This window comes from Porphyromonas endodontalis ATCC 35406 (assembly GCF_000174815.1).
Taxonomy (GTDB): domain Bacteria; phylum Bacteroidota; class Bacteroidia; order Bacteroidales; family Porphyromonadaceae; genus Porphyromonas; species Porphyromonas endodontalis.
Genome location: NZ_ACNN01000016.1, coordinates 18,451 through 37,141, shown reverse-complemented (window position 1 = coordinate 37,141; position 18,691 = coordinate 18,451). Strand labels below are relative to the sequence as shown.

Annotated in this window: 13 protein-coding genes; 12 read left to right on the top strand and 1 reads right to left on the bottom strand. The window is 48.6% G+C overall.

Going from position 1 to position 18,691, the window contains the following annotated elements:
• Positions 1 to 76: 76 nt before the first annotated feature.
• The 12 genes from POREN0001_RS09020 to POREN0001_RS03630 all read left to right on the top strand — a co-directional run bounded on the left by POREN0001_RS09020 (position 77) and on the right by POREN0001_RS03630 (position 16,032).
• Positions 77 to 2,755: a trypsin-like serine peptidase gene (locus POREN0001_RS09020; protein ID WP_004333353.1), complete on the top strand. Its 2,679-nt coding sequence runs from the start codon at positions 77 to 79 to the stop codon at positions 2,753 to 2,755.
• Between the two features lie 37 nt (positions 2,756 to 2,792).
• Positions 2,793 to 4,424, top strand: coding sequence for a hypothetical protein (locus tag POREN0001_RS03680; protein WP_004333356.1), 1,632 nt, complete (start codon positions 2,793 to 2,795; stop codon positions 4,422 to 4,424).
• Between the two features lie 34 nt (positions 4,425 to 4,458).
• Complete coding sequence (locus POREN0001_RS03675) at positions 4,459 to 5,424, top strand: hypothetical protein (RefSeq protein ID WP_004333285.1); 966 nt, start codon at positions 4,459 to 4,461, stop codon at positions 5,422 to 5,424.
• A gap of 321 nt (positions 5,425 to 5,745) precedes the next feature.
• On the top strand, positions 5,746 to 7,713 hold the full coding sequence (locus tag POREN0001_RS03670) for a ComEA family DNA-binding protein (protein WP_147286685.1): 1,968 nt from the start codon (positions 5,746 to 5,748) through the stop codon (positions 7,711 to 7,713).
• Between the two features lie 340 nt (positions 7,714 to 8,053).
• The gene (gene glyA / locus POREN0001_RS03665) at positions 8,054 to 9,334 is read left to right on the top strand and encodes a serine hydroxymethyltransferase (RefSeq protein ID WP_004333270.1); all 1,281 of its coding nucleotides are present in this window, start codon (positions 8,054 to 8,056) and stop codon (positions 9,332 to 9,334) included.
• Between the two features lie 283 nt (positions 9,335 to 9,617).
• Positions 9,618 to 10,565, top strand: a complete 948-nt coding sequence (locus POREN0001_RS03660) for a helix-turn-helix transcriptional regulator (protein ID WP_004333320.1) — start codon at positions 9,618 to 9,620, stop codon at positions 10,563 to 10,565.
• 181 nt (positions 10,566 to 10,746) lie between these two features.
• On the top strand, positions 10,747 to 11,994 hold the full coding sequence (gene serB, locus POREN0001_RS03655) for a phosphoserine phosphatase SerB (protein ID WP_040580630.1): 1,248 nt from the start codon (positions 10,747 to 10,749) through the stop codon (positions 11,992 to 11,994).
• 55 nt (positions 11,995 to 12,049) lie between these two features.
• The gene (locus tag POREN0001_RS03650) at positions 12,050 to 12,352 is read left to right on the top strand and encodes a Dabb family protein (protein WP_004333235.1); all 303 of its coding nucleotides are present in this window, start codon (positions 12,050 to 12,052) and stop codon (positions 12,350 to 12,352) included.
• A gap of 12 nt (positions 12,353 to 12,364) precedes the next feature.
• Positions 12,365 to 13,105, top strand: a complete 741-nt coding sequence (gene lptB / locus POREN0001_RS03645) for an LPS export ABC transporter ATP-binding protein (RefSeq protein ID WP_004333284.1) — start codon at positions 12,365 to 12,367, stop codon at positions 13,103 to 13,105.
• A 532-nt stretch (positions 13,106 to 13,637) separates the two neighbouring features.
• Entirely contained in the window at positions 13,638 to 14,726 is a 1,089-nt protein-coding gene (gene gcvT / locus POREN0001_RS03640; RefSeq protein ID WP_004333304.1) for a glycine cleavage system aminomethyltransferase GcvT, read from the top strand.
• A 78-nt stretch (positions 14,727 to 14,804) separates the two neighbouring features.
• Complete coding sequence (locus POREN0001_RS03635) at positions 14,805 to 15,281, top strand: hypothetical protein (protein ID WP_004333289.1); 477 nt, start codon at positions 14,805 to 14,807, stop codon at positions 15,279 to 15,281.
• A 4-nt stretch (positions 15,282 to 15,285) separates the two neighbouring features.
• Positions 15,286 to 16,032, top strand: coding sequence for a 2-phosphosulfolactate phosphatase (locus tag POREN0001_RS03630; RefSeq protein ID WP_004333326.1), 747 nt, complete (start codon positions 15,286 to 15,288; stop codon positions 16,030 to 16,032).
• A gap of 129 nt (positions 16,033 to 16,161) precedes the next feature.
• Here the strand turns inward: POREN0001_RS03630 and POREN0001_RS03625 are convergent, their stop codons facing one another.
• Positions 16,162 to 18,684, bottom strand: a complete 2,523-nt coding sequence (locus POREN0001_RS03625) for a S9 family peptidase (RefSeq protein ID WP_004333341.1) — start codon at positions 18,682 to 18,684, stop codon at positions 16,162 to 16,164.
• Between the last annotated feature and the right edge of the window lie 7 nt (positions 18,685 to 18,691).

Here is an 18,691-nt window from a genome sequence, read left to right as displayed (position 1 = left end):
ATTGAGTATCGATTTGGCTCGTTTAGTCACACCCTTTTATTGTTTAATTTGTGTTTTTGGTGCCTTAGGAAATGTGATGAATAAGAGAGGCGTATTTTTCTTTTGTGTGCGGAGTCTTTTGTTTTTCTCTGCATTGTTTGGAGTTGGTAATGGGTGGCTATTGGCACAGAAGCAGTTCGGTGGACAGCCGAGGGGCGTTGGATCCGTGGTAGCCACACGGGCAAAGGTAAACCTTAGGCAGCTTAATAGGCAGGATACCGAGGCTCTTCTCTCATGGAAAAACCGGCAAGATGGCGTTTTTTACATAGGGCAGACTATACCCCTAGATAAGGAGGCAAGCTTTTGGCAGTATAACTCCGATTTATCAATTTGGCAACTGGAGATTTCGGCACCCGGAGCCAAAGCACTTACTTTATATTACTCCTCTTTCGAGATCCCCCGGGGTGCCCGATTGTTTCTCTACACCCCAACAGGGAGTGAGGTATTGGGGGCTTATACAGAGTTGTCTGCACCTAAAAGGTCGGGGATGCACTTTGCTACGGAGATGGTGATGGGGGATAGGGTTATCCTTGAGTACCAACCCTCCGCCCTCGGGGAGGCCCCCAAGGTGGAAGTTGAGTCCCTGGGGTATATCGTTCGCCTCCCTAGAGGTCGTGGGCTTCGTGCCGATGGTTACGACTATGCTGGTGAAGATAATTCCGGCTCTTGCATGGTCAATATCAATTGCGAGGAGGGTGCTGCATGGCAAAAGGAGAAGAAGAGTATCGCCTTTATTCAGACGAAAGTAGGTAATGATATAGCCGTATGTACGGGCACCCTGCTCAATAATAGCAAGCAAGATAGTGCCCCCTACTTCATTACGGCAGCGCATTGTGCCATCCCCAGTGAGGGTAGGCAGGCTTCGGCAGAAGACCTAGAGCAATGGGTCTTTTACTTCCATTACGAAAAAGAGCAGTGTGGGAATGAGAGTGCCGCATCGTTACACGCGGTATCCCTTGTGGGGGCGGAGCAATTGGCAGTTAGCTCGCTCAAGGACGGAACAGATGGTCTCTTCTTGCGACTAAAGGAGGCGATACCTCCCTCGTACGATCTCTATTTTAGTGGATGGTCGCGCTCTTCTACACTCGCTTCTTCTGGGGTTGGGATACATCACCCCTCGGGGGATGCTACTAAGATTTCTACCTATACCACCACTCCTCGGGTCGACAGATGGGACGAATCCTCCCAAAAGGATGCTCATCTCAATGTAACCTATACAGCTACCAAGCATGGGCATGGCGTGACAGAAAAAGGCTCTAGTGGATCGGGCTTGTTTGATGCAGAGCACCATTTGGTAGGTACCCTAACGGGAGGCACTGCAGCCTGTAGTGCGCCTGATGGCACCAACTATTACGGCAGACTTGCAGCGCACTTTGGGAGTATGGGCTTGGCTCAATGGCTTGCTCCTGAGAACTCAGATCTTCTCTCCCTCGCAGGGCATTACCCTATGGGAGAAAGGGCTAGAGTACATGACTTTGTGGTCTGGCAGGGGCAGCAAAGGCTGCATGCCTCTTGGGTTGCTCCCGATGGGGATTTAGGTTCTCTACAGGGCTATGTATTGTACGTGGATAATCAAAAAGCTCTATCGATACCCAAGGATAGGCAAACCGCTATACTCAATTATGAACAAGAGGGCACGCATTATATCTCTATCACCGCTCTCTATACGGATGGTGAGAGTCGCCCCGTAGGTACTCATTTTTCCTCACAGGGTCGGCACATCTTAGTCCCCATAGATGCTCTAGCAGAGGGCAAAGTGCTTTGGAAGAAGCCACAACTAAGGCAGGTTTGGTCGTATAACGCAAAGATAAATTCGGAAGAATTGATTAAGGTAGGCGATATAGAGACAGCCTCTTTCTTCTATGTGGGGGTGCGCTATGGGGCAGATCAATTGAGAAATGCAGCGATGCACGGCAAGTACATTACCGCCCTCCGCTTTGTCCCTATCAGTGCCAAAGCTATTCCCTACCTATACATAAAGCAGGGAGATCGCACCTATGTGCAGAAGGTCGTTTTGCCTGAGCGACTCGGTCAGTTGCAGGAGGTCGCTCTTACCACTCCCTTTGAACTAACGGAGACTGAGCCCCTATTTGTAGGGCTTCGATTTAGGGGGGACACGAAAGCACCTTTTGTTGCAATGACCCACGAGAGTGGGCTGTTGGGGCGTAGTATGCTCGCCTCTCTCAATGGAGAAAACTTCTTCGAATACAAGACTTTGACCCATAGTTTGGCTCTAGAGACTGTGGTCTCGGATAGGAGCTTGACAAGCAAAGCCGTAGAGGTGTACAGGGGAGAATATCCTAGCGTATTCCCCTCTATTACAGGTTATAATATACTCTATGATGGGCAGTCAATAGGGCAAATACAGGAAAAAGGGGACGAGCAGAATAGTTTTGTATTCCCCCCGGAGTGCCAAGACGAAACGAAGCTAAAGATAGAAGCGATTTTGTCCGACGAGAAACCCTCTTATACTCAGCCTTTGGTAAATGGTAGCCCTACTCCCCGTCTCTATATTGATGCAGGTGGGCATCCCTATTTGCTGGATTCGGGAGCTGTAGAGCGAGTTCTTTTTTATGATCTATCGGGGCGTTTGTTGGGAGATTTTCCTCCTCAGCAACTAGACCGAGTAACCCTCTCTCCGGGGCAATATCTCGCCCAAATCGTGCTAGAGGGAGGTGCTATTTGCTCGCAGAAGCTACATGTTCATTCAAATTAAAAGCATAAATGGTTTAATTGAAAACACAAGAAAGATTATGAAACACCGCTACATTTTTTCTACTGCTTTAGCTCTCGCCTTTGTGGCATGGCAGGCTCTCTCTCTGAGAGTGAATGCGCAAGAAACGGATAAGTGGACCACCGTACTGCACGAGACTTTCGATTCGTTTACCAAGGGGACTAACAACACGGCCAATGCCCCCTCAGAAGATCTCAAGGTCTCTGCCGATGCAACACTCAAAGACTTTGACCTCTCTAAGTCGAAGGACTTGTACGAAGCCGGTGGAGCCGTTCTTTTCCATGGTGATAAAGGAGCCTTGCTTATCACTAAACCTATGGACTTCTCAGGAGGGGAGATTAAGGTCACCATAAAGGCAAAGTCTTTTGAGACATCAAAGTATATCTACTTCCGCTTTGATAAGGAGGACTACGACTCGGAGAACGAGACTGTAACAGCTACCTACGAAGAAGATTATGAGGTGCTTGAGATACTAATGCCTGCCGGAGATGAAAATTGCGCCCTCAAGATTTACACGAGGGATATGGGTCTCTTTGGAGCTGCACCGAGTATTTACATTGATGAAATCAAAGTGGAAGCAAAAAATCGCATAGAGCCCACTCCCGATCCAACGCTCATTGTGACTCCCAATAATATCATCTTTGAAGATTGTACTCCCAACGAAGAGTCTTATGCCAAAGAGATAAATATCAAAGGGCTTAACCTTGAAAATATCCCGACCTACAAGCTAGAGCAAGCGGATCCCTCCGAGGCGATCTTTACTATAACAGGTACACTGACCAAAGAGGGTGGTAAGCTCAGTGTTGTATTTAAGCCCCTCAAGCCGGGTGTACACGAGGCTAAGATTGAGATTGCAAGTGGCGAACTCAAAGAATCTATACAGCTCAAAGGGCGTGGATTAGGCGGCAACCCCGTAGCCGGATTGCCCACAGATGCTCCTCTTACCGAGCTCAAAGAGGCTTTTGCAACAGAGGGTCTCCCTAAGGGCTGGTCTACCTCTATTGCCGGTGGATATGAGGATTGGAAAATTGCTCCTTCGTCGTTTGATGCAACCAACATGGTGGCAACGATGGATATTTCGTCCACACCTTGGGACTTGGGTATGGCCTATTTGATAAGTCCTTGCTTGAATAATCCCGAGAAACATATCCCTGAGGTCTCTTTCGATTTTGCTATGCTCAAGGGGAAAGCTCTGTTTACGACCACTTCGTTTATGGCCTATCTTATTGCACCGGACGGCACCATGGGTAATCCTATCTTCGAGATGAACTACGAAAAACAACCCGACTATGCAACCCTAAAGAAGATCACCGTAAAGGCACCGAATGCTCCCAAGGGAAAATATTTCCTTGCAGTGGCTTACAAAGGGGCATCCACAGCCGCTTATTCTACAGGGGTAGAAGTGGATAATATCGAGGTTAAATCGATGGAAGATACAGCCACGACCGACCTCGCCGCAGGCGAAGCAAAGGTGTGGCGCACGGCAAGCACGATTTATTTCTCGGATATGAAGGGCTGCGAACTCAAGGTATATGCTCTCGATGGCTCCCTCCTCATCTCTTTCCCCAAGGCTCAAGACGGCTCTGTTACCCTTGTAGATGCAGACCAACGAGTAGTTGTTCGTTATGGAGAAAAGAGCCTTTTGCTCTAATTTAGAATAGGCAATATAGATAAGAATACAGATTATGAACGCGAATAAGAGAGTGCTACAATGGGGAGTTGCCTCCCTTCTTTTGATATTGGCTTGTGCTTGTGGAGGACGCAGCAATATCCCTTTACCTCCAATAGAGAAGAGGGCGGAATACAAACTTCCCATCATTGATTACGATTTCGATGGGGGCGTAAACAAAATTATCAAGTTTGAGGCACAGCAGGGGCATCGCTACAATATGGCGGAGTCGGATGCCACTACGCTAGTTTTTACAACAGGGGACGAAGTTTATCCTCAAACGGTATATCGCCTAGAGAATCAGAGGATTATAGAAGTGTATCAACCCTGCACTAAGGGTGATACTCTGAAAAAAGATCTCTCCAAGATAGACGAACTGTTGAAAGCGAAAGGATGGTCGGAGTGGGCTAATCCTGTGCAGAGAGGGGAGTGTGAGGCAGCTTATTTGCAAACTCGTACCATCAATGGTCAGAGCGTGCAGATAGCCTCAGCCTTGATCCGTACCACTACGAATCATGTGAAAAAGACGACCCCGGGCGTGACGTTCCTTTTTGCAAGAGTGCAAAATGATATAGACTACAGCAAAGTACGTATGCCCGAGATTTATTTTGATGCTGTGAGTAAAACCAAAGACGAACTGAAGGCCTACTTTGAGGGTAAAGGGCAGACAGTCAGCTTCTCCTCCTCGTTTTTACGTGTAAAGGTGGATAATGTAGCTTTCAACAACGAGGTGCTTTACTTTTTCCCAGAGGGAGAAGAAAAGTGTTCGCAGATCATATTGACTTCGGTGAGTTTCGTGCTAAACAAGAGCGAAAACATAACAAATCAACTCAAGGAGAGGGGGTTCGAGTTTAATAACGAGACGAACCTTATACGCACGTTCTACAACGAAACTCAAGATCTTTGGGCTTTGGTTCGGATCTATCCTGCCAATCAATTCACCCAACCCAACATTGTATTTACTAAGAAGATTCAGCAGTAATTGTTACAAGTAGGGCCTCACTCCCTCCCTCTTGGAGAGAAATACGCTCTCAAGAGAGGGAGAGTGAGGTTCGGCTTTATGGGAGATAAGAATCCTTTATTGCCCCTTTTTGTTCAATTGATGCTAGGGTAGTAGATTCTCTTTCTTAGCTGCCCGAGAGATATTTTTAGTGCTTCTCTCGGGTAGTTCTTCCTTTTTATCCCTCAGCTGTTCCCTCCTTTTTAGCCCTTTTTGTGGGGGCTTTTCTTTGATATGAGGCGTTTAGTACTTCGGTTGTTTCCCCCCTTTTGCTGCTTTATGTTGCTCTTATTCGATCCTTTAATGGGGTGGGGTCAGAGTGACACAACGCGCTATACCCCGAGGGATTCTCTGTTGGATGCAGAGGAGCTCCGCGATGATCTCTTGGAGCAAATGCTGGAGCTGGGGACGCTAGACGGCTTGGAGGCAAGCGAAGTGCTGGGCGAGTTTGTGAGCGATCCGGCTTTGCGTATCGATGTAAATAGCGTGACAGAAGAGGAGCTTGTGGCAACCGAGCTTCTTACCCCTTATGCTGCCCATCAATTTGTGTTGGCACGTCTGCATCGTGGGGGTGCCTTTCACTCTCTTCGAGAATTGAAGCAAATCCCGGGATGGGACATACGCACTCTCCGTCGTATTTTGCCCTATCTCGTTCTAATTCCTGTGCGAGATCCGTCGCGAGTTGTGCGCTCTTTGGGTCAGGGATCCCTCTCGGGGCAACTCTCTTTTGGCGTAGCTCGTGGCGATTTTACAACCAAGCCCAAGACCTTGGGTAGCCCCTCTTCGCTCGATTTTAGAGCACGGTATCAGGTGCGCCACCGACTCTCTTTGGGTGTATTAGGTGCGAGTCAACGTGGAGAACCCATCCTGCAACAACGTTACCCCCTGCTCGATAGAGGCGGCTTCCATCTCTCCTTGCAACTCCCAGAGCACGCTCTTCGCCAACTCGTTGTAGGGGATTATCGCCTTAAGATGGGATTGGGGTTGGTAGCCTATCAAGGGTTTATGAGAGGTACAGAGTTGCGCTTGGGGATGCCCCTGCCCACCTCTCCTGTGCAGGCTGCTCTCTCTGCCGATGAGGAGAATACCCTGCGAGGAGTTGCTACCGAACTGGGCTCCTCTGCTCTACGTTTCTCTCTTTTTTACTCGGATAGGAGGCGAGATGGAATACTCCATGAGGGCGACAATAGAGTACAACTCATGGCGACAACAGGCTACCATCGTACCCCTCTGGAGTGGAAGCATCGTCACCAAGTGCGAGAGAGGCTTGTGGGTGGGCGGATTGCCTTTCGTGCGGCACAAGGCTCTTTGGCTTTTAACTATCTCCGTATGGATTGGAGGGGGCGCCTCGTGCAGCAATTACCCCACTATGGATACCTCCGAGAGGCACATGACTTGTCTTATCTACAGCATTTTTCTTTGGATTATCGAATGACTTCTCTCTCGGGGCAGTGGCTTAGTGCCGGGGAGATGGCACTCTCTAGCCGAGGGGGAAAGGCGGCTCTTGCCTATGTGAGGTACCGCGATCTTGATAGAGGAGAGTACACGCTTTCGGGTCGATATCTATCCCCCTCTTATATGGCTCCATTGGGCAATACGCCGAGTCGTTTCGCTTACCCCGGAAATGAGATGGGGTGCTATATGGCGGCGCATTTACCCCTCTTAGACCAACTTGATTTGTTACTAAGTTGGGATGTTTATCGCTCTCTTGTGGTGCGTAAGGGGGAGGAGGCGCCTTCTCGTGGGGGACTTCTTGGGGTGCGTGCGAGGTACGCTTTTTCGCCCCAATGCCTACTTTATACACAATATCGTATGCACTACGAGCAGAACAAAGGGCAACGGCATTCTTTGCATATGCGAGGCGTGGTGCCCCTCTTCCCCGGATGGAAAGCGACCATTGGGGCACAAGTCAAGAGAAATCATATACGCTACGCAAAGCGTATGGCTTGGCACAGAGGATTTTCTACTTCGTTGCAACTTGATTATACCCCTACGGAGCGTTTTCGCATCGGCGGATTGGGCGTTTTTTACCAAACAGATTCGTTCGACGAACGAAGCATCTACTATACCCCCTACGTGCGTACAACCCATTTGCTTAGCACCTTCTATGGCAAAGGTATTGCCGGTATTGGATATGCACGCTGGCGTGTAGGTGAGCATTGGGCTGTTGAGGCGAAGGTGGTAACTACCCTACCGATGCAGCCGAATAGGGGCACCTCTCGAGCAACACCGCAGACCACCGAGTTTGCCCTCTCGCTATCCCTATTATAGGTTGTGGGGGAGCCGCCTTTTCTTCTCTGCGTGATTTCTGAAAAATTCCTGCCCTGCACTTTGAAAAGTTCTACCCTGTAATCAAACTTTTTTCAGCCAGAAAGGGACTCTCTTTTTGGCTGTCTTTTTTTGCATTTCTACCCTATGTCCAAAAAGGGGATGGGAGAGGCGGTTGAGAGGAGGGGTGGGGATCGGATAGCCCCCATGGCATCAGGACGTTGTTTTGGGGAGGAGGGACGCCCCTTTGCTGGATTTTCTTCCCCCATGAATAGGGCATTATATCACGATAATAAGCTACCTTTGCGGGAGTGTTTGGATAATTACTAAATCATCTCTAGATATGAACAAAGACAACATCATCTTCAGCCTCATCGAGGAAGAGCATCAGCGCCAAATGAAAGGCATTGAGCTTATTGCCTCTGAGAACTTCGTAAGCGAACAGGTAATGCAGGCTATGGGTAGCTGCATGACCAATAAGTATGCCGAAGGGTATCCCGGTAAGCGTTACTATGGTGGTTGCGAAGTAGTAGACAAAAGTGAGCAAATCGCCATCGATCGCATCAAGCAACTCTTTGATGCAGAGTGGGCAAACGTACAACCTCACTCAGGAGCACAAGCCAATATGGCCGTTCTCCTCGCTTGTCTAGAGGCTGGCGACACCTTTATGGGACTTAACCTCGATCATGGTGGTCACCTTTCTCACGGTTCTCTTGTTAATAGCTCAGGTATCCTCTATAAGCCCGTGGGCTACAATCTGAGCCGCGAGACCGGTATGGTAGACTACGATGAGATGGAGCAACTCGCTCGTCAGCACAAGCCCAAGCTCCTTATCGCCGGTGGTTCGGCTTACTCTCGAGAGTGGGACTACGAACGCATGCGTAAGATTGCCGACGAAGTAGGGGCTATCTTCATGGTGGATATGGCTCACCCTGCCGGGCTTATCGCTGCCGGTCTTCTCAAAAACCCTGTAAAGTATGCTCATATCGTAACCTCTACAACGCACAAGACACTCCGTGGTCCTCGTGGAGGTATCATCCTTTTGGGTAAAGACTTTGAGAATCCTTGGGGTAAGAAAACACCTAAGGGCGAGATCAAGAAGATGTCTCAATTGCTTGACTCTGCCGTATTTCCCGGAGTACAAGGTGGTCCTCTTGAGCATGTTATCGCTGCTAAGGCTGTTGCTTTTGGCGAAGCTCTCGACCCCTCATTCAAGGTATATCAAGAGCAGGTAAAGCTCAATGCTGCTACCATCGCTAAGGCCTTTATGGATTGTGGTTACAACGTAATCTCCGGTGGTACGGACAACCACTCAATGCTTATCGACCTCCGCACCAAGTATCCCGATCTTACGGGTAAGGTAGCAGAGAAGGCTCTCGTAGCCGCTGATATTACAGTGAATAAGAACATGGTTCCCTTCGATAGTCGCTCTGCATTCCAGACTTCGGGCTTCCGCGTGGGTACTCCTGCTATTACTACTCGTGGCGTGAAAGAAGACAAGATGCCTATCATCGTTGAGCTTATTGACCGCGTACTTCGTGACCCGGAAAATGATGCTGTAATTGCTGCCGTTCGTGCCGAAGTAAACAACATGATGCGCGAGTATCCTATCTTCGCTTGGTAATTCCACTATTTGTTAAATAGGATCCCCTCTCTGGCTGCTCAGTGGCAGTGGAGAGGGGATTTTCATATAGATTTTCTTGCTGCTCTGTATGGTAGAAATGGAACGAAATGAACCTACGATTCCCTCCTGCTTTACCTATGAAAAACCACTTTCGACCTCCTTTCTAATTCCTTATAAAAGTCTTTGAGAGAATAATAGTAGTTAAATATCGAAATTCCCTTGATGAAGTGGAATCAAAACCGCCCCAAAATAATTATCTTCGCATTCGTTAATGAGAATGTAAATGAAGCACCACGATTCGAAAACTAAACCTGAAGTTTCCTTCTCTTCGATAGATATCGAAACAGATGTACTCTTCGCTGACCATCCGTTGCAATACTCGACGGCTGTGGCGTCTTCGCTACGGAAGCCCCCTGCTATTGTATCGCTTACGCACGATGCACCTCGCCCCTTAGAGACTGAGGATGAGTACGCTATTGTGATGCCTCTTGATGGGGATCTTGTAGTGAGAGAGGCTCCCTATCTTGACAGAGTATTGCGTCAAGATCATATGCTCTTTCTTCCCTATTTTACGAACCTTTCTTTGCATACTTTGGCAAAGGAAAGCTCGTTTTTGATTTTCCGTTTCCTCCCTAGTATCCAACTTTGTGCAGGGCGTTGCCCCAATAAAGAGCTTTGTGGTGTAGATTTGGATCATCACCGTCGTTCGGTGGCCTCAGATACTCAACTCGTTTCGGGCACTGCCTATCTACAGGTCAATCATCCCACCGATAGTTGGTGTCAAACAGTCGCTTCCTACCTTAGAAAGGGCTGTACTACGCTCTCTCTTTATGAGTACAAGTTGCGCGAGTACTTCTATATTTTGCGTAACTTCTACAACCGACAAGAGGTAGATACTTTCCTTGAGAACTTCCATTGTCGTAACGTGGGATTCCGAGCTTTTGTCTATCGACACCACCTTGATTGCCGCAATGTGGAGGAATTGGCTCAGATACTTGGGATGTCGCTATCAACCTTTAAGCGTACATTCAAAGAGGAGTTCAATTGCCCCCCTCTCCAGTGGATGCATAAACAAAAGGCTGTCTATATCTACCGAGATCTCGTCGCAAAGGAATTGACTCTTGCCGAGGTGGCAAAGAAATATCACTTCTCTTCGGTGAGTTATCTTTGCGCTTTCTGTAAGAAAATGCTCAATGCCACCCCGATGAAGATTAGTGGGCAGAAGCTATAGTTTTGCTCTTCCCCTGTTTCATGGTAGAGGGGAGAGGTGTGTGCGAGCCAGAGCAAAGAATTAAAGGCTAACGAGCATGGATTGTTGCATTATGTAGCCAACAATCGGGGAGAGTTGTTATCTTTGTTATCACGATTCTCGCACTGAAAATAAATCTGAAGTAGCTAATAACTACGATATGATGCAAAACAAAAATAAGCTTCTACTAGCTACAATCCAAGGAACTGATCGCCCCGGCGTAACCGCTTCGCTCATGCAAATCCTCGCGGAGCACGATGCCTTTATCCTCGATATTGGTCAGGCGGACATCCACAGCAACCTCAATCTGGGAATCCTCTTCCAGACGACAGAAGAGGCTTCCGGAAAGATTCTTAAAGATCTTTTGTTCCGTAGTTACGAGATGGGCGTCTCTATTCGCTTCTCTCCCATTACCAACGAAAATTATACCCATTGGGTAGAAGCTCAAGGTAAGAACCGCTACATCATCACAGTGGTAGCCCACAAAATTACCGCTGAGATGCTTGCCGCTCTTACAGAAGAGGCTGCCAGTCAGGGGCTTAATATCGACAATATCCGTCGCCTTACAGGGCGTATTCCTCTAGAGAAGGATGCCCGAGCCCCTATGGCAAGTATTGAGTTCTCAATGCGAGGTACACCTAACGATCTAGATACCCTTAAGGAATCTCTTTTGCGCATTTCGGCTGATCTCAATATGGATATCTCCTTCCAGAGAGAGTCGATGTTTCGCCGGATGCGTCGTCTCATCTGCTTCGATATGGACTCAACACTTATCCAAACTGAGGTGATAGACGAGCTGGCCATCAAAGCCGGTGTGGGCGACAAAGTAAAGGAGATTACCGAGCGCGCTATGCGTGGCGAGATTGATTTTCGTGAGAGCTTTACCGAGCGAGTGGCTCTACTTAAGGGCTTGGATGTGTCTGTAATGCAGGAAATTGCAGAGAATCTCCCTATGACAGAGGGTATCGATCGTCTCATGAAAGTGCTTAAGTTCATGGGCTACAAAATTGCCATCTTGTCGGGAGGGTTTACCTACTTCGGTCACTATCTCCAGAAAAAATTTGGGATAGATTACGTGTATGCCAATCAGCTGGAAGTGGGCGAAGATGGCAAGCTCACGGGGCGATATGTGGGCGAGATCGTAGATGCTCATCGCAAGGCTGAATTGCTCAAATTGATTGCCCAAGTAGAGAAGGTAGACCTACAACAGACCGTAGCCGTAGGGGATGGAGCCAACGACCTCCTTATGCTACGAGAGGCAGGGCTGGGTATTGCCTTCCACGCCAAACCCAAGGTTAAGGCAACCGCACGGCAAAGTATCTCGTTTGTGGGACTAGATGGTATCCTTTACTTCTTGGGGTACAAAGACTCCATGTTCGACGAGACGCTCATCAATCATCAGATTATCTAAGGGAGGCTTTTCCCCTTTTAGTCAAATAAATTCTTCTCTATTATTCACTAGTACAATGGTACGTCACCTCGTTACCTTTACTCTGGAGGGTTTTGATTCGCCCACTGCTGCTCAATCCCATCTTCAGAAAATAAAAGTAGCTTTGGAGGCTCTCCCCACTAGGATCCCTGCCCTCAAGGCCATGCGTGTACATCCCAACGAAAACCCTGCCGAAGCCGTGGGCTTTATCCTAGAAGCTGACCTAGATACTTGGCAAGATCTACCCCTCTATGCCGAGCATCCGGAGCATCAGAGTGTGGTAAAAGATCTCATCGCTCCATACAAAAAAGGGCGTGCGTGTGTCGATTTTGAGATTTAAAAGAAAATCCCGATGAGCACTCTCCGAACCGATAATCTTATCAAGCGTTATCGCAGTCGTACCGTTGTCAATCATGTATCTGTAGAGATCAACCAAGGCGAGATTGTGGGGCTTTTGGGTCCTAATGGCGCAGGTAAGACTACCACCTTTTACATGACTGTGGGGCTTGTTGTGCCTAATGAGGGGCGTATTATCCTCGATGACGTTGATATTACAGACTATCCGGTATATAAGCGAGCACGCCTAGGCATCGGATACTTAGCCCAGGAGGACAGTGTATTTCGCAAAATGACGGTGGAAGACAACCTCCGCACGGTACTAGAGATGACTCCACAATCGCGAGAGGAGCAGGCCGAGAGCCTAGAGCGACTTATCAAGGAGTTTAGGCTGGAGAAGGTGCGTAAAAATCAGGGGAATCGGCTATCCGGAGGGGAGCGTAGGCGTGTGGAGATTGCTCGCTGTTTGGCAATTAATCCGCGCTTTATTATGCTCGATGAACCCTTTGCCGGCGTCGATCCCATTGCCGTACAAGACATCCAATACATTGTAGCCCACCTCAAAGAGCGTAACATTGGTATCCTTATTACGGATCATAATGTGAATGAAACCCTCTCAATTACCGATAGAGCCTACCTCCTTTTTGAGGGTAAGGTGCTTTTCCAAGGTACGCCGGAGGAGTTGGCAGAGAACGAGATTGTGCGAGAGAAGTACCTCGGAAGAGATTTTCTCCTTCGTCGTAAACAATTTTCTTAGCCCTCTTTTATTTCTATATTTCTGGTAATCAGGAATAAAAATTCTGTCTATCGATAATCTAAATAGCTAGATAGAAAAAAAATATTGCTGCGTACCAATAGCTTGGATTATCTTCGCGGCGTGATTGATTCAGATAGTATTTTGGACAGTCCCCCAATCCCTTAGATGTATCTCGTATACGCGGTATGAGATGTAAAGGAAGGAGAGTTGATTAAACTTCTACCTAAGGGGGCCGTCTAAATAACGAAAGGCACTAGGGAGAGCGTGAGAGCTCGATCCCTCGATAGTATATCCCTCAGGGGGGTACAGATACCCGAGTAACCAAGGCCTTAACCCATAGTCGGGGTGGGAGAGTTTTCTTTAGGAAGATGCTCCTTTAGTCTTTTGAGCTCTTTGCACCTTAGTGCCCTCTCTTATTCCCCCTTCGCTTAGTTTTTGAGAGCTGAGCGGAGGGGGAACTTCTTTATCAGACGGTAATAATTCGCTATCTTTGTCGTTAGGACAAAAATAAATTAGATACAATATCATACGTATGAAGACGACTCCATTTACCGACCTGCACATCGCACTCGGTGCTAAGATGGCAGAATTTGCCGGCTATAATATGCCTATCGAGTACAATGGCATTATTGAAGAACACCTTAATGTTGTGAATAACGTAGGGGTATTCGACGTTTCGCACATGGGTGAGTTTTGGGTAAAAGGTCCCAATGCTTTGGCATTCCTCCAAAAAGTATCGAGCAACGATGCTTCCAAACTTGCTGTAGGTCAAGTACAATACTGCTGTTTCCCCACAGAAGAAGGGGGTATCGTAGACGACTTCCTCCTCTATCGTTACGAAGAAGAGAAGTACATGATGGTACCCAATGCCGCTAATGTGGAAAAAGACTGGGCTTGGTGCCAAAAGCACAATACCATGGGGGCAGAATTGGAAAATGCTTCGGACAACATCGCACAGCTAGCGGTGCAGGGCCCCAAGGCTACCGAAGTAATGCAACGCCTTACCAACATCAATCTCTCTGAGATTTCCTACTATACCTTCAAGGTTGGTGAGTTTGCCGGGTGTCCTAACGTGATTATTTCGGCTACGGGCTACACAGGTGCCGGTGGTTTTGAGCTTTATTTCTACCCTGAGTATGCAGAGAAAATCTGGAAGGCCCTCTTCGAAGCAGGAAAGCCCGAGGGGATTATGCCTGCAGGTCTTGGTTGCCGCGATACGCTCCGTCTAGAGATGTCTTTCTGTCTCTATGGTCATGATATCGACGATACACACTCTCCTATCGAAGCAGGTCTTGGCTGGATTACCAAACTTGTAGAGGGTAAAGAGGAGATGGTTGGTCGCAAGCTCCTCGAAGAACAAAAGGCCGGTGGGCTTACACGCAAGCTCGTTAGCTTCGAGCTCCAAGACAAGGGCGTACCCCGTCAGCACTACGAAATTGCCAACGAAGCAGGCGAAATTATCGGGGAAGTTACCTCGGGTACGATGTCTCCTTGCCTCAAAAAGGGTATCGGTATGGGCTATGTAGCCAAAGAATATGCTAAGGTCGGTACTCCTATTGCCATCGTGGTACGGGGTCGCAAGCTCAAGGCAGAAGTAGTAAAAGCCCCCTTCCGCAAGTAATTCGGAGCTTAATCTTGATGCAATAATAGTTTTAGAGGGTCTTCTCATTTTCGGGTGGGGAGACCCTTGTTTTAGTCTATGAAAAAGTACTATTTACGTCGTAGTTTACGCAGCGCTAAGGCGGCTTATCTCGTGGCAATACTCTATACCCTAGCCATGGTTGCCTTTATCATTGTTATCTTTCATAGTACTACGGCTCCCCTGTGGACGCTGATCCCTCCTGCACTACTCATCCCCATTGGGGTTGTTCTTTACCTCCGTCACGACACCTATTACTATATAGATGAAAAGACGTATCTACTCTATGCCGGCAATGACTATGGGCGTAAACCTCACGTCGTTTGCAAGTTTACCGACCTTGTAGAGGTAACCTATCTCCCCCATACTAAAGAGGTGAAATTGACCAAGCCCGGGGGTACAGACTATCTCAAATTAGCCGAGGGGAAAGACTTTGTAGACGAGATCACAGAGATTTTCGAGCGGATCTATCCTAAGGATGTGCATCATACAGAGACTACAGAAGAGGGGGATACAACGTCCCCAAAAGAGGACTAATGCCATGGATCTAACACTACAGCTCTGCCCCTCTCCTGACCTTATAGGCTGCTATGCTCAGCAAGATTGGGATAGCACCCTTGTGGTGATAACGGATGTGTTCCGTGCTTCGGCTACCATTCTGTCTGCCCTCTATCATGGTGCCATAGAGGTGCAGCCGGTAGCTACGGTAGAGGAGAGTTTACAACACCAAAACGACCCTGATTACCTTGTAGCTGCCGAGCGCAATGCACGGCGTGTAGAGGGGGCAACCCTAGGCAATGACCCCGAAGAATACACTCGAGATAGGGTAGAGGGCAAACGAGTTGTCCTCACCACCACCAACGGCACCCGAGCTCTTCACCTGGCTCAAGAGGCTGGGGCAAAGCATATTGCTGTGGGGACTTTTGGCAACATCTCTTGCCTTTCCGACTATATTCTTCGAGAGAAATTCAAAAGTGTACTCGTGGTGGCAGCCGGATGGAAGGGGCAGCTTGCCGGCGAAGATTGTCTTTTTGCCGGAGCCTTACTGCACCATATCGGGGAGCGAAATGTAGATGCAAAGGGAATCAACGATGCCCTACTAATGGCGGAGATTTCTTTCCAAAAATATAAGGATGATCTCCTCTCTTTTATCAACCGAGTAGAGCACTACGCTCGTTTGGAGCAACTCGGTTATCTCCCCACCATTGCCGTTTGTCTGGAGCAAGATCGCTATCCCATACTCCCTCTTTTCGACCTAGAGAGGCAAACGCTACTACCACTACAATAGGGGAATAATAGCTCCCTCGAAATCCCCCTCTGAGTACTAAAAAGAAATCCTCCCCCTATGGTTTCTCACCATAGAGAGAGGATTCTTCTTATCTATTGCCTTAGAAAAACTTTCTATCGCACAGCCGTGTTATTTCTTTTCGTCGTAGAGCTGATGCCACCAAGAGGCATCGTCTTTGAGGAAACGTGCGAACCAAGCTTGTATGCTGGCAGTCCATTTTTCGCGGCGTTCGGGTTCGAGGATAAAGTGATCTTGCCCCGTAAATTCGATAAGTTCCACCTCCCGACCGAGTACCTTTAGAGCATTGTAGAGGTTCACACTCTCGCTGGTGGGTACGTTGGTATCGCTATCGCCATGGAGCAAAAGTAGGGGCGTGTGGATTTTGTCGGCATTGAATAGGGGGCTGCGGTCTACGTAAATATCTTTGCGAGTCCAAGGATAGTTTCCCTCCGCGGCAGTTGCGTTGTAACCGACACCCCAGTAGCCGCTACCCCAATAGTTACTGATACTGCTGATACCAGCATGGCTTACCGCTGCTGCAAAAGTATCTCCCTTAGTTTGTAGGTATTGGGTCATAAAGCCTCCGTAGCTCGCACCAAAGCAACCGATCTTTTTAGCATCTACAAAGGGATGTTTTTGGCAAAACTCTTTGGTGGCTGCAATGATTTCGGTAGCGGTAGGTTCGCCCCAGGCGTTGAGGTGGCGTGCTGAGAACTCTTGTCCATAGCCCGTAGTACCACTCGGATTGAGGGTGTAAACCACATACCCTTGTGCTGCATACATGGCAAGCGAGTAGGTCCCCTCTAATCGGCGAGATATGGGAGAAGTCCCCCCATAGTAGTAGATGAGCATGGGGTATTTCTTCGAGGGGTCGAAGTTGGGAGGGAGGTAGTACCAGCCTTCGATAGGAGTACCTTCGGGAGTGGTATAGACGAATTCTTTGATGATAGGACGCTCATAATCTGCCATCTTTTCTGCGTCAAGGTCCCAAATCTTTCGTGCTTTACCCTTGTAGACGGCATAGAGGACATCGGCCGTAGTTGCACTCTGCCCGAAGTACCAATAATCGCCCGTATTGTAGGCAACTGATAGGTTCGTTACATAGTCTTCTGCCACGGGTAGCGTCTGTACGGCCACCTTCTTCATATCCAAACGATAGATATGACGGCGAGAACCATTCTCTGCAATAAAGTAGTAGTTGCCCTCTTTGTCAAAGGATCCTCCCTCTGCGGAGGGATCAAAGTGTAGGGTAGGGGTTTGTACCTTTCCGCTAGATAGGGAGTAAATGAATATCTCGCCTTCGAAGCTGTTTGCCACCTGCTCTTTGGGGAGTTCCTTACCTACGCCGTCGAATGCATTGGGGGAGCTACGGATGAGTAAATAGTCGGGGTGCCCGGGTACGTAGCGTGCCTCATGCAAATCCACAAACCTATGGAGCAACGTGTCTACCTTGCCCGTGGTCGGATCGAATTGGTATAGGTCGCTAAAGTCGTAGGGCTGCTTCGTCCAATCTGTGGTGTAGCGAGCAAAGAGTAGTTTGCCCGAAGGGGCAATATCAAGTAGCCCGATATTTTCTTTCCCTGAGGTGAGCGGAGATTGTACTCCCGTGGCAAGGTCTATGGCAATCCATTGTGTAGCGTCTCTCCATGAGGGCATACGGTCGTTGGGGTCTCGCATGCGTATTACTTTTTCGTCCTTGGCATCGCCCTTTATCTCTTTGGCAAGATAGATCGTTTTAGCATCGGGAGAGAATCGGTATTCCCCTTGAGGTAAATCTCTGAGGAGTATCTTTTCGCTAGCTCCCTCGGGCGATTGCACTACGAGTAGGCGTTTGCTCCCTTCGGTACGTACAAAGTGTAGTTGGTCGCTTTGGGGGAGCCAATTGGCGTAAACCAGTTCCTTACTCTCGCGGATGAGGCGACCGTCGGCGTGCATCAAGCGCCCAAAATACTCTGTTTTGCGCTCACGCTGCGAGTAGTAGATCACGAGGGCATACTTGCCTGAGGGGGAGAGGCGCACTCTGGAAAGACTATTCCCGGACATCATATAGGCAAGAGAGAGCAATTTCTTCTGCTGTATATTCGTCTGGATGGGGGCGGACTCTGAGGGCTGTTCTAGGGTGAGGCGGAAGGCTTGTCGAGCACTATCCGAAGGCTGGGAGAGGCAGCGTATCTCCAATTGATGGCTCCCGGGAATAAGGGCTAGGGGGGCGGTAATCAGAGCAGCTGTGTCTGTAGCGGCTCCCTTTAGGGCTTTATCCAACAATACCCCATCCAAATAGATCGCCGTAGGGCGAGTGCCATAAAGGCGGAAGGTACCTTTAGAGAAATTCGTACAAGAGAGCTGTGCTGTATAGATCTGGAGTGTGCGTACTTTGGGTTTTGCCTCGTCTAGGGCAAACCATCCCTTGGCATCGGCTTTGATGGTAGGGAGTACAGCTGAGGAAGTGGGGGCTAGAGCCGAAGCGTTGAGGAGTGGCTCTGTAGCCGTTTGGGCTGTTGTATCCGTGAGCCCAAAGCTGTGAGGCAGTGCAATTGCAGCCTTTTGCTGGAGAGAGAGGATCGGGGATTCTACCCCTTTTTTCTCTTGGGCAAAGCTCGCAATGGAGAGCATCGATGCCCCTAATAAAAGGATAAGTTGTTTGATTCGCATAGCTTTT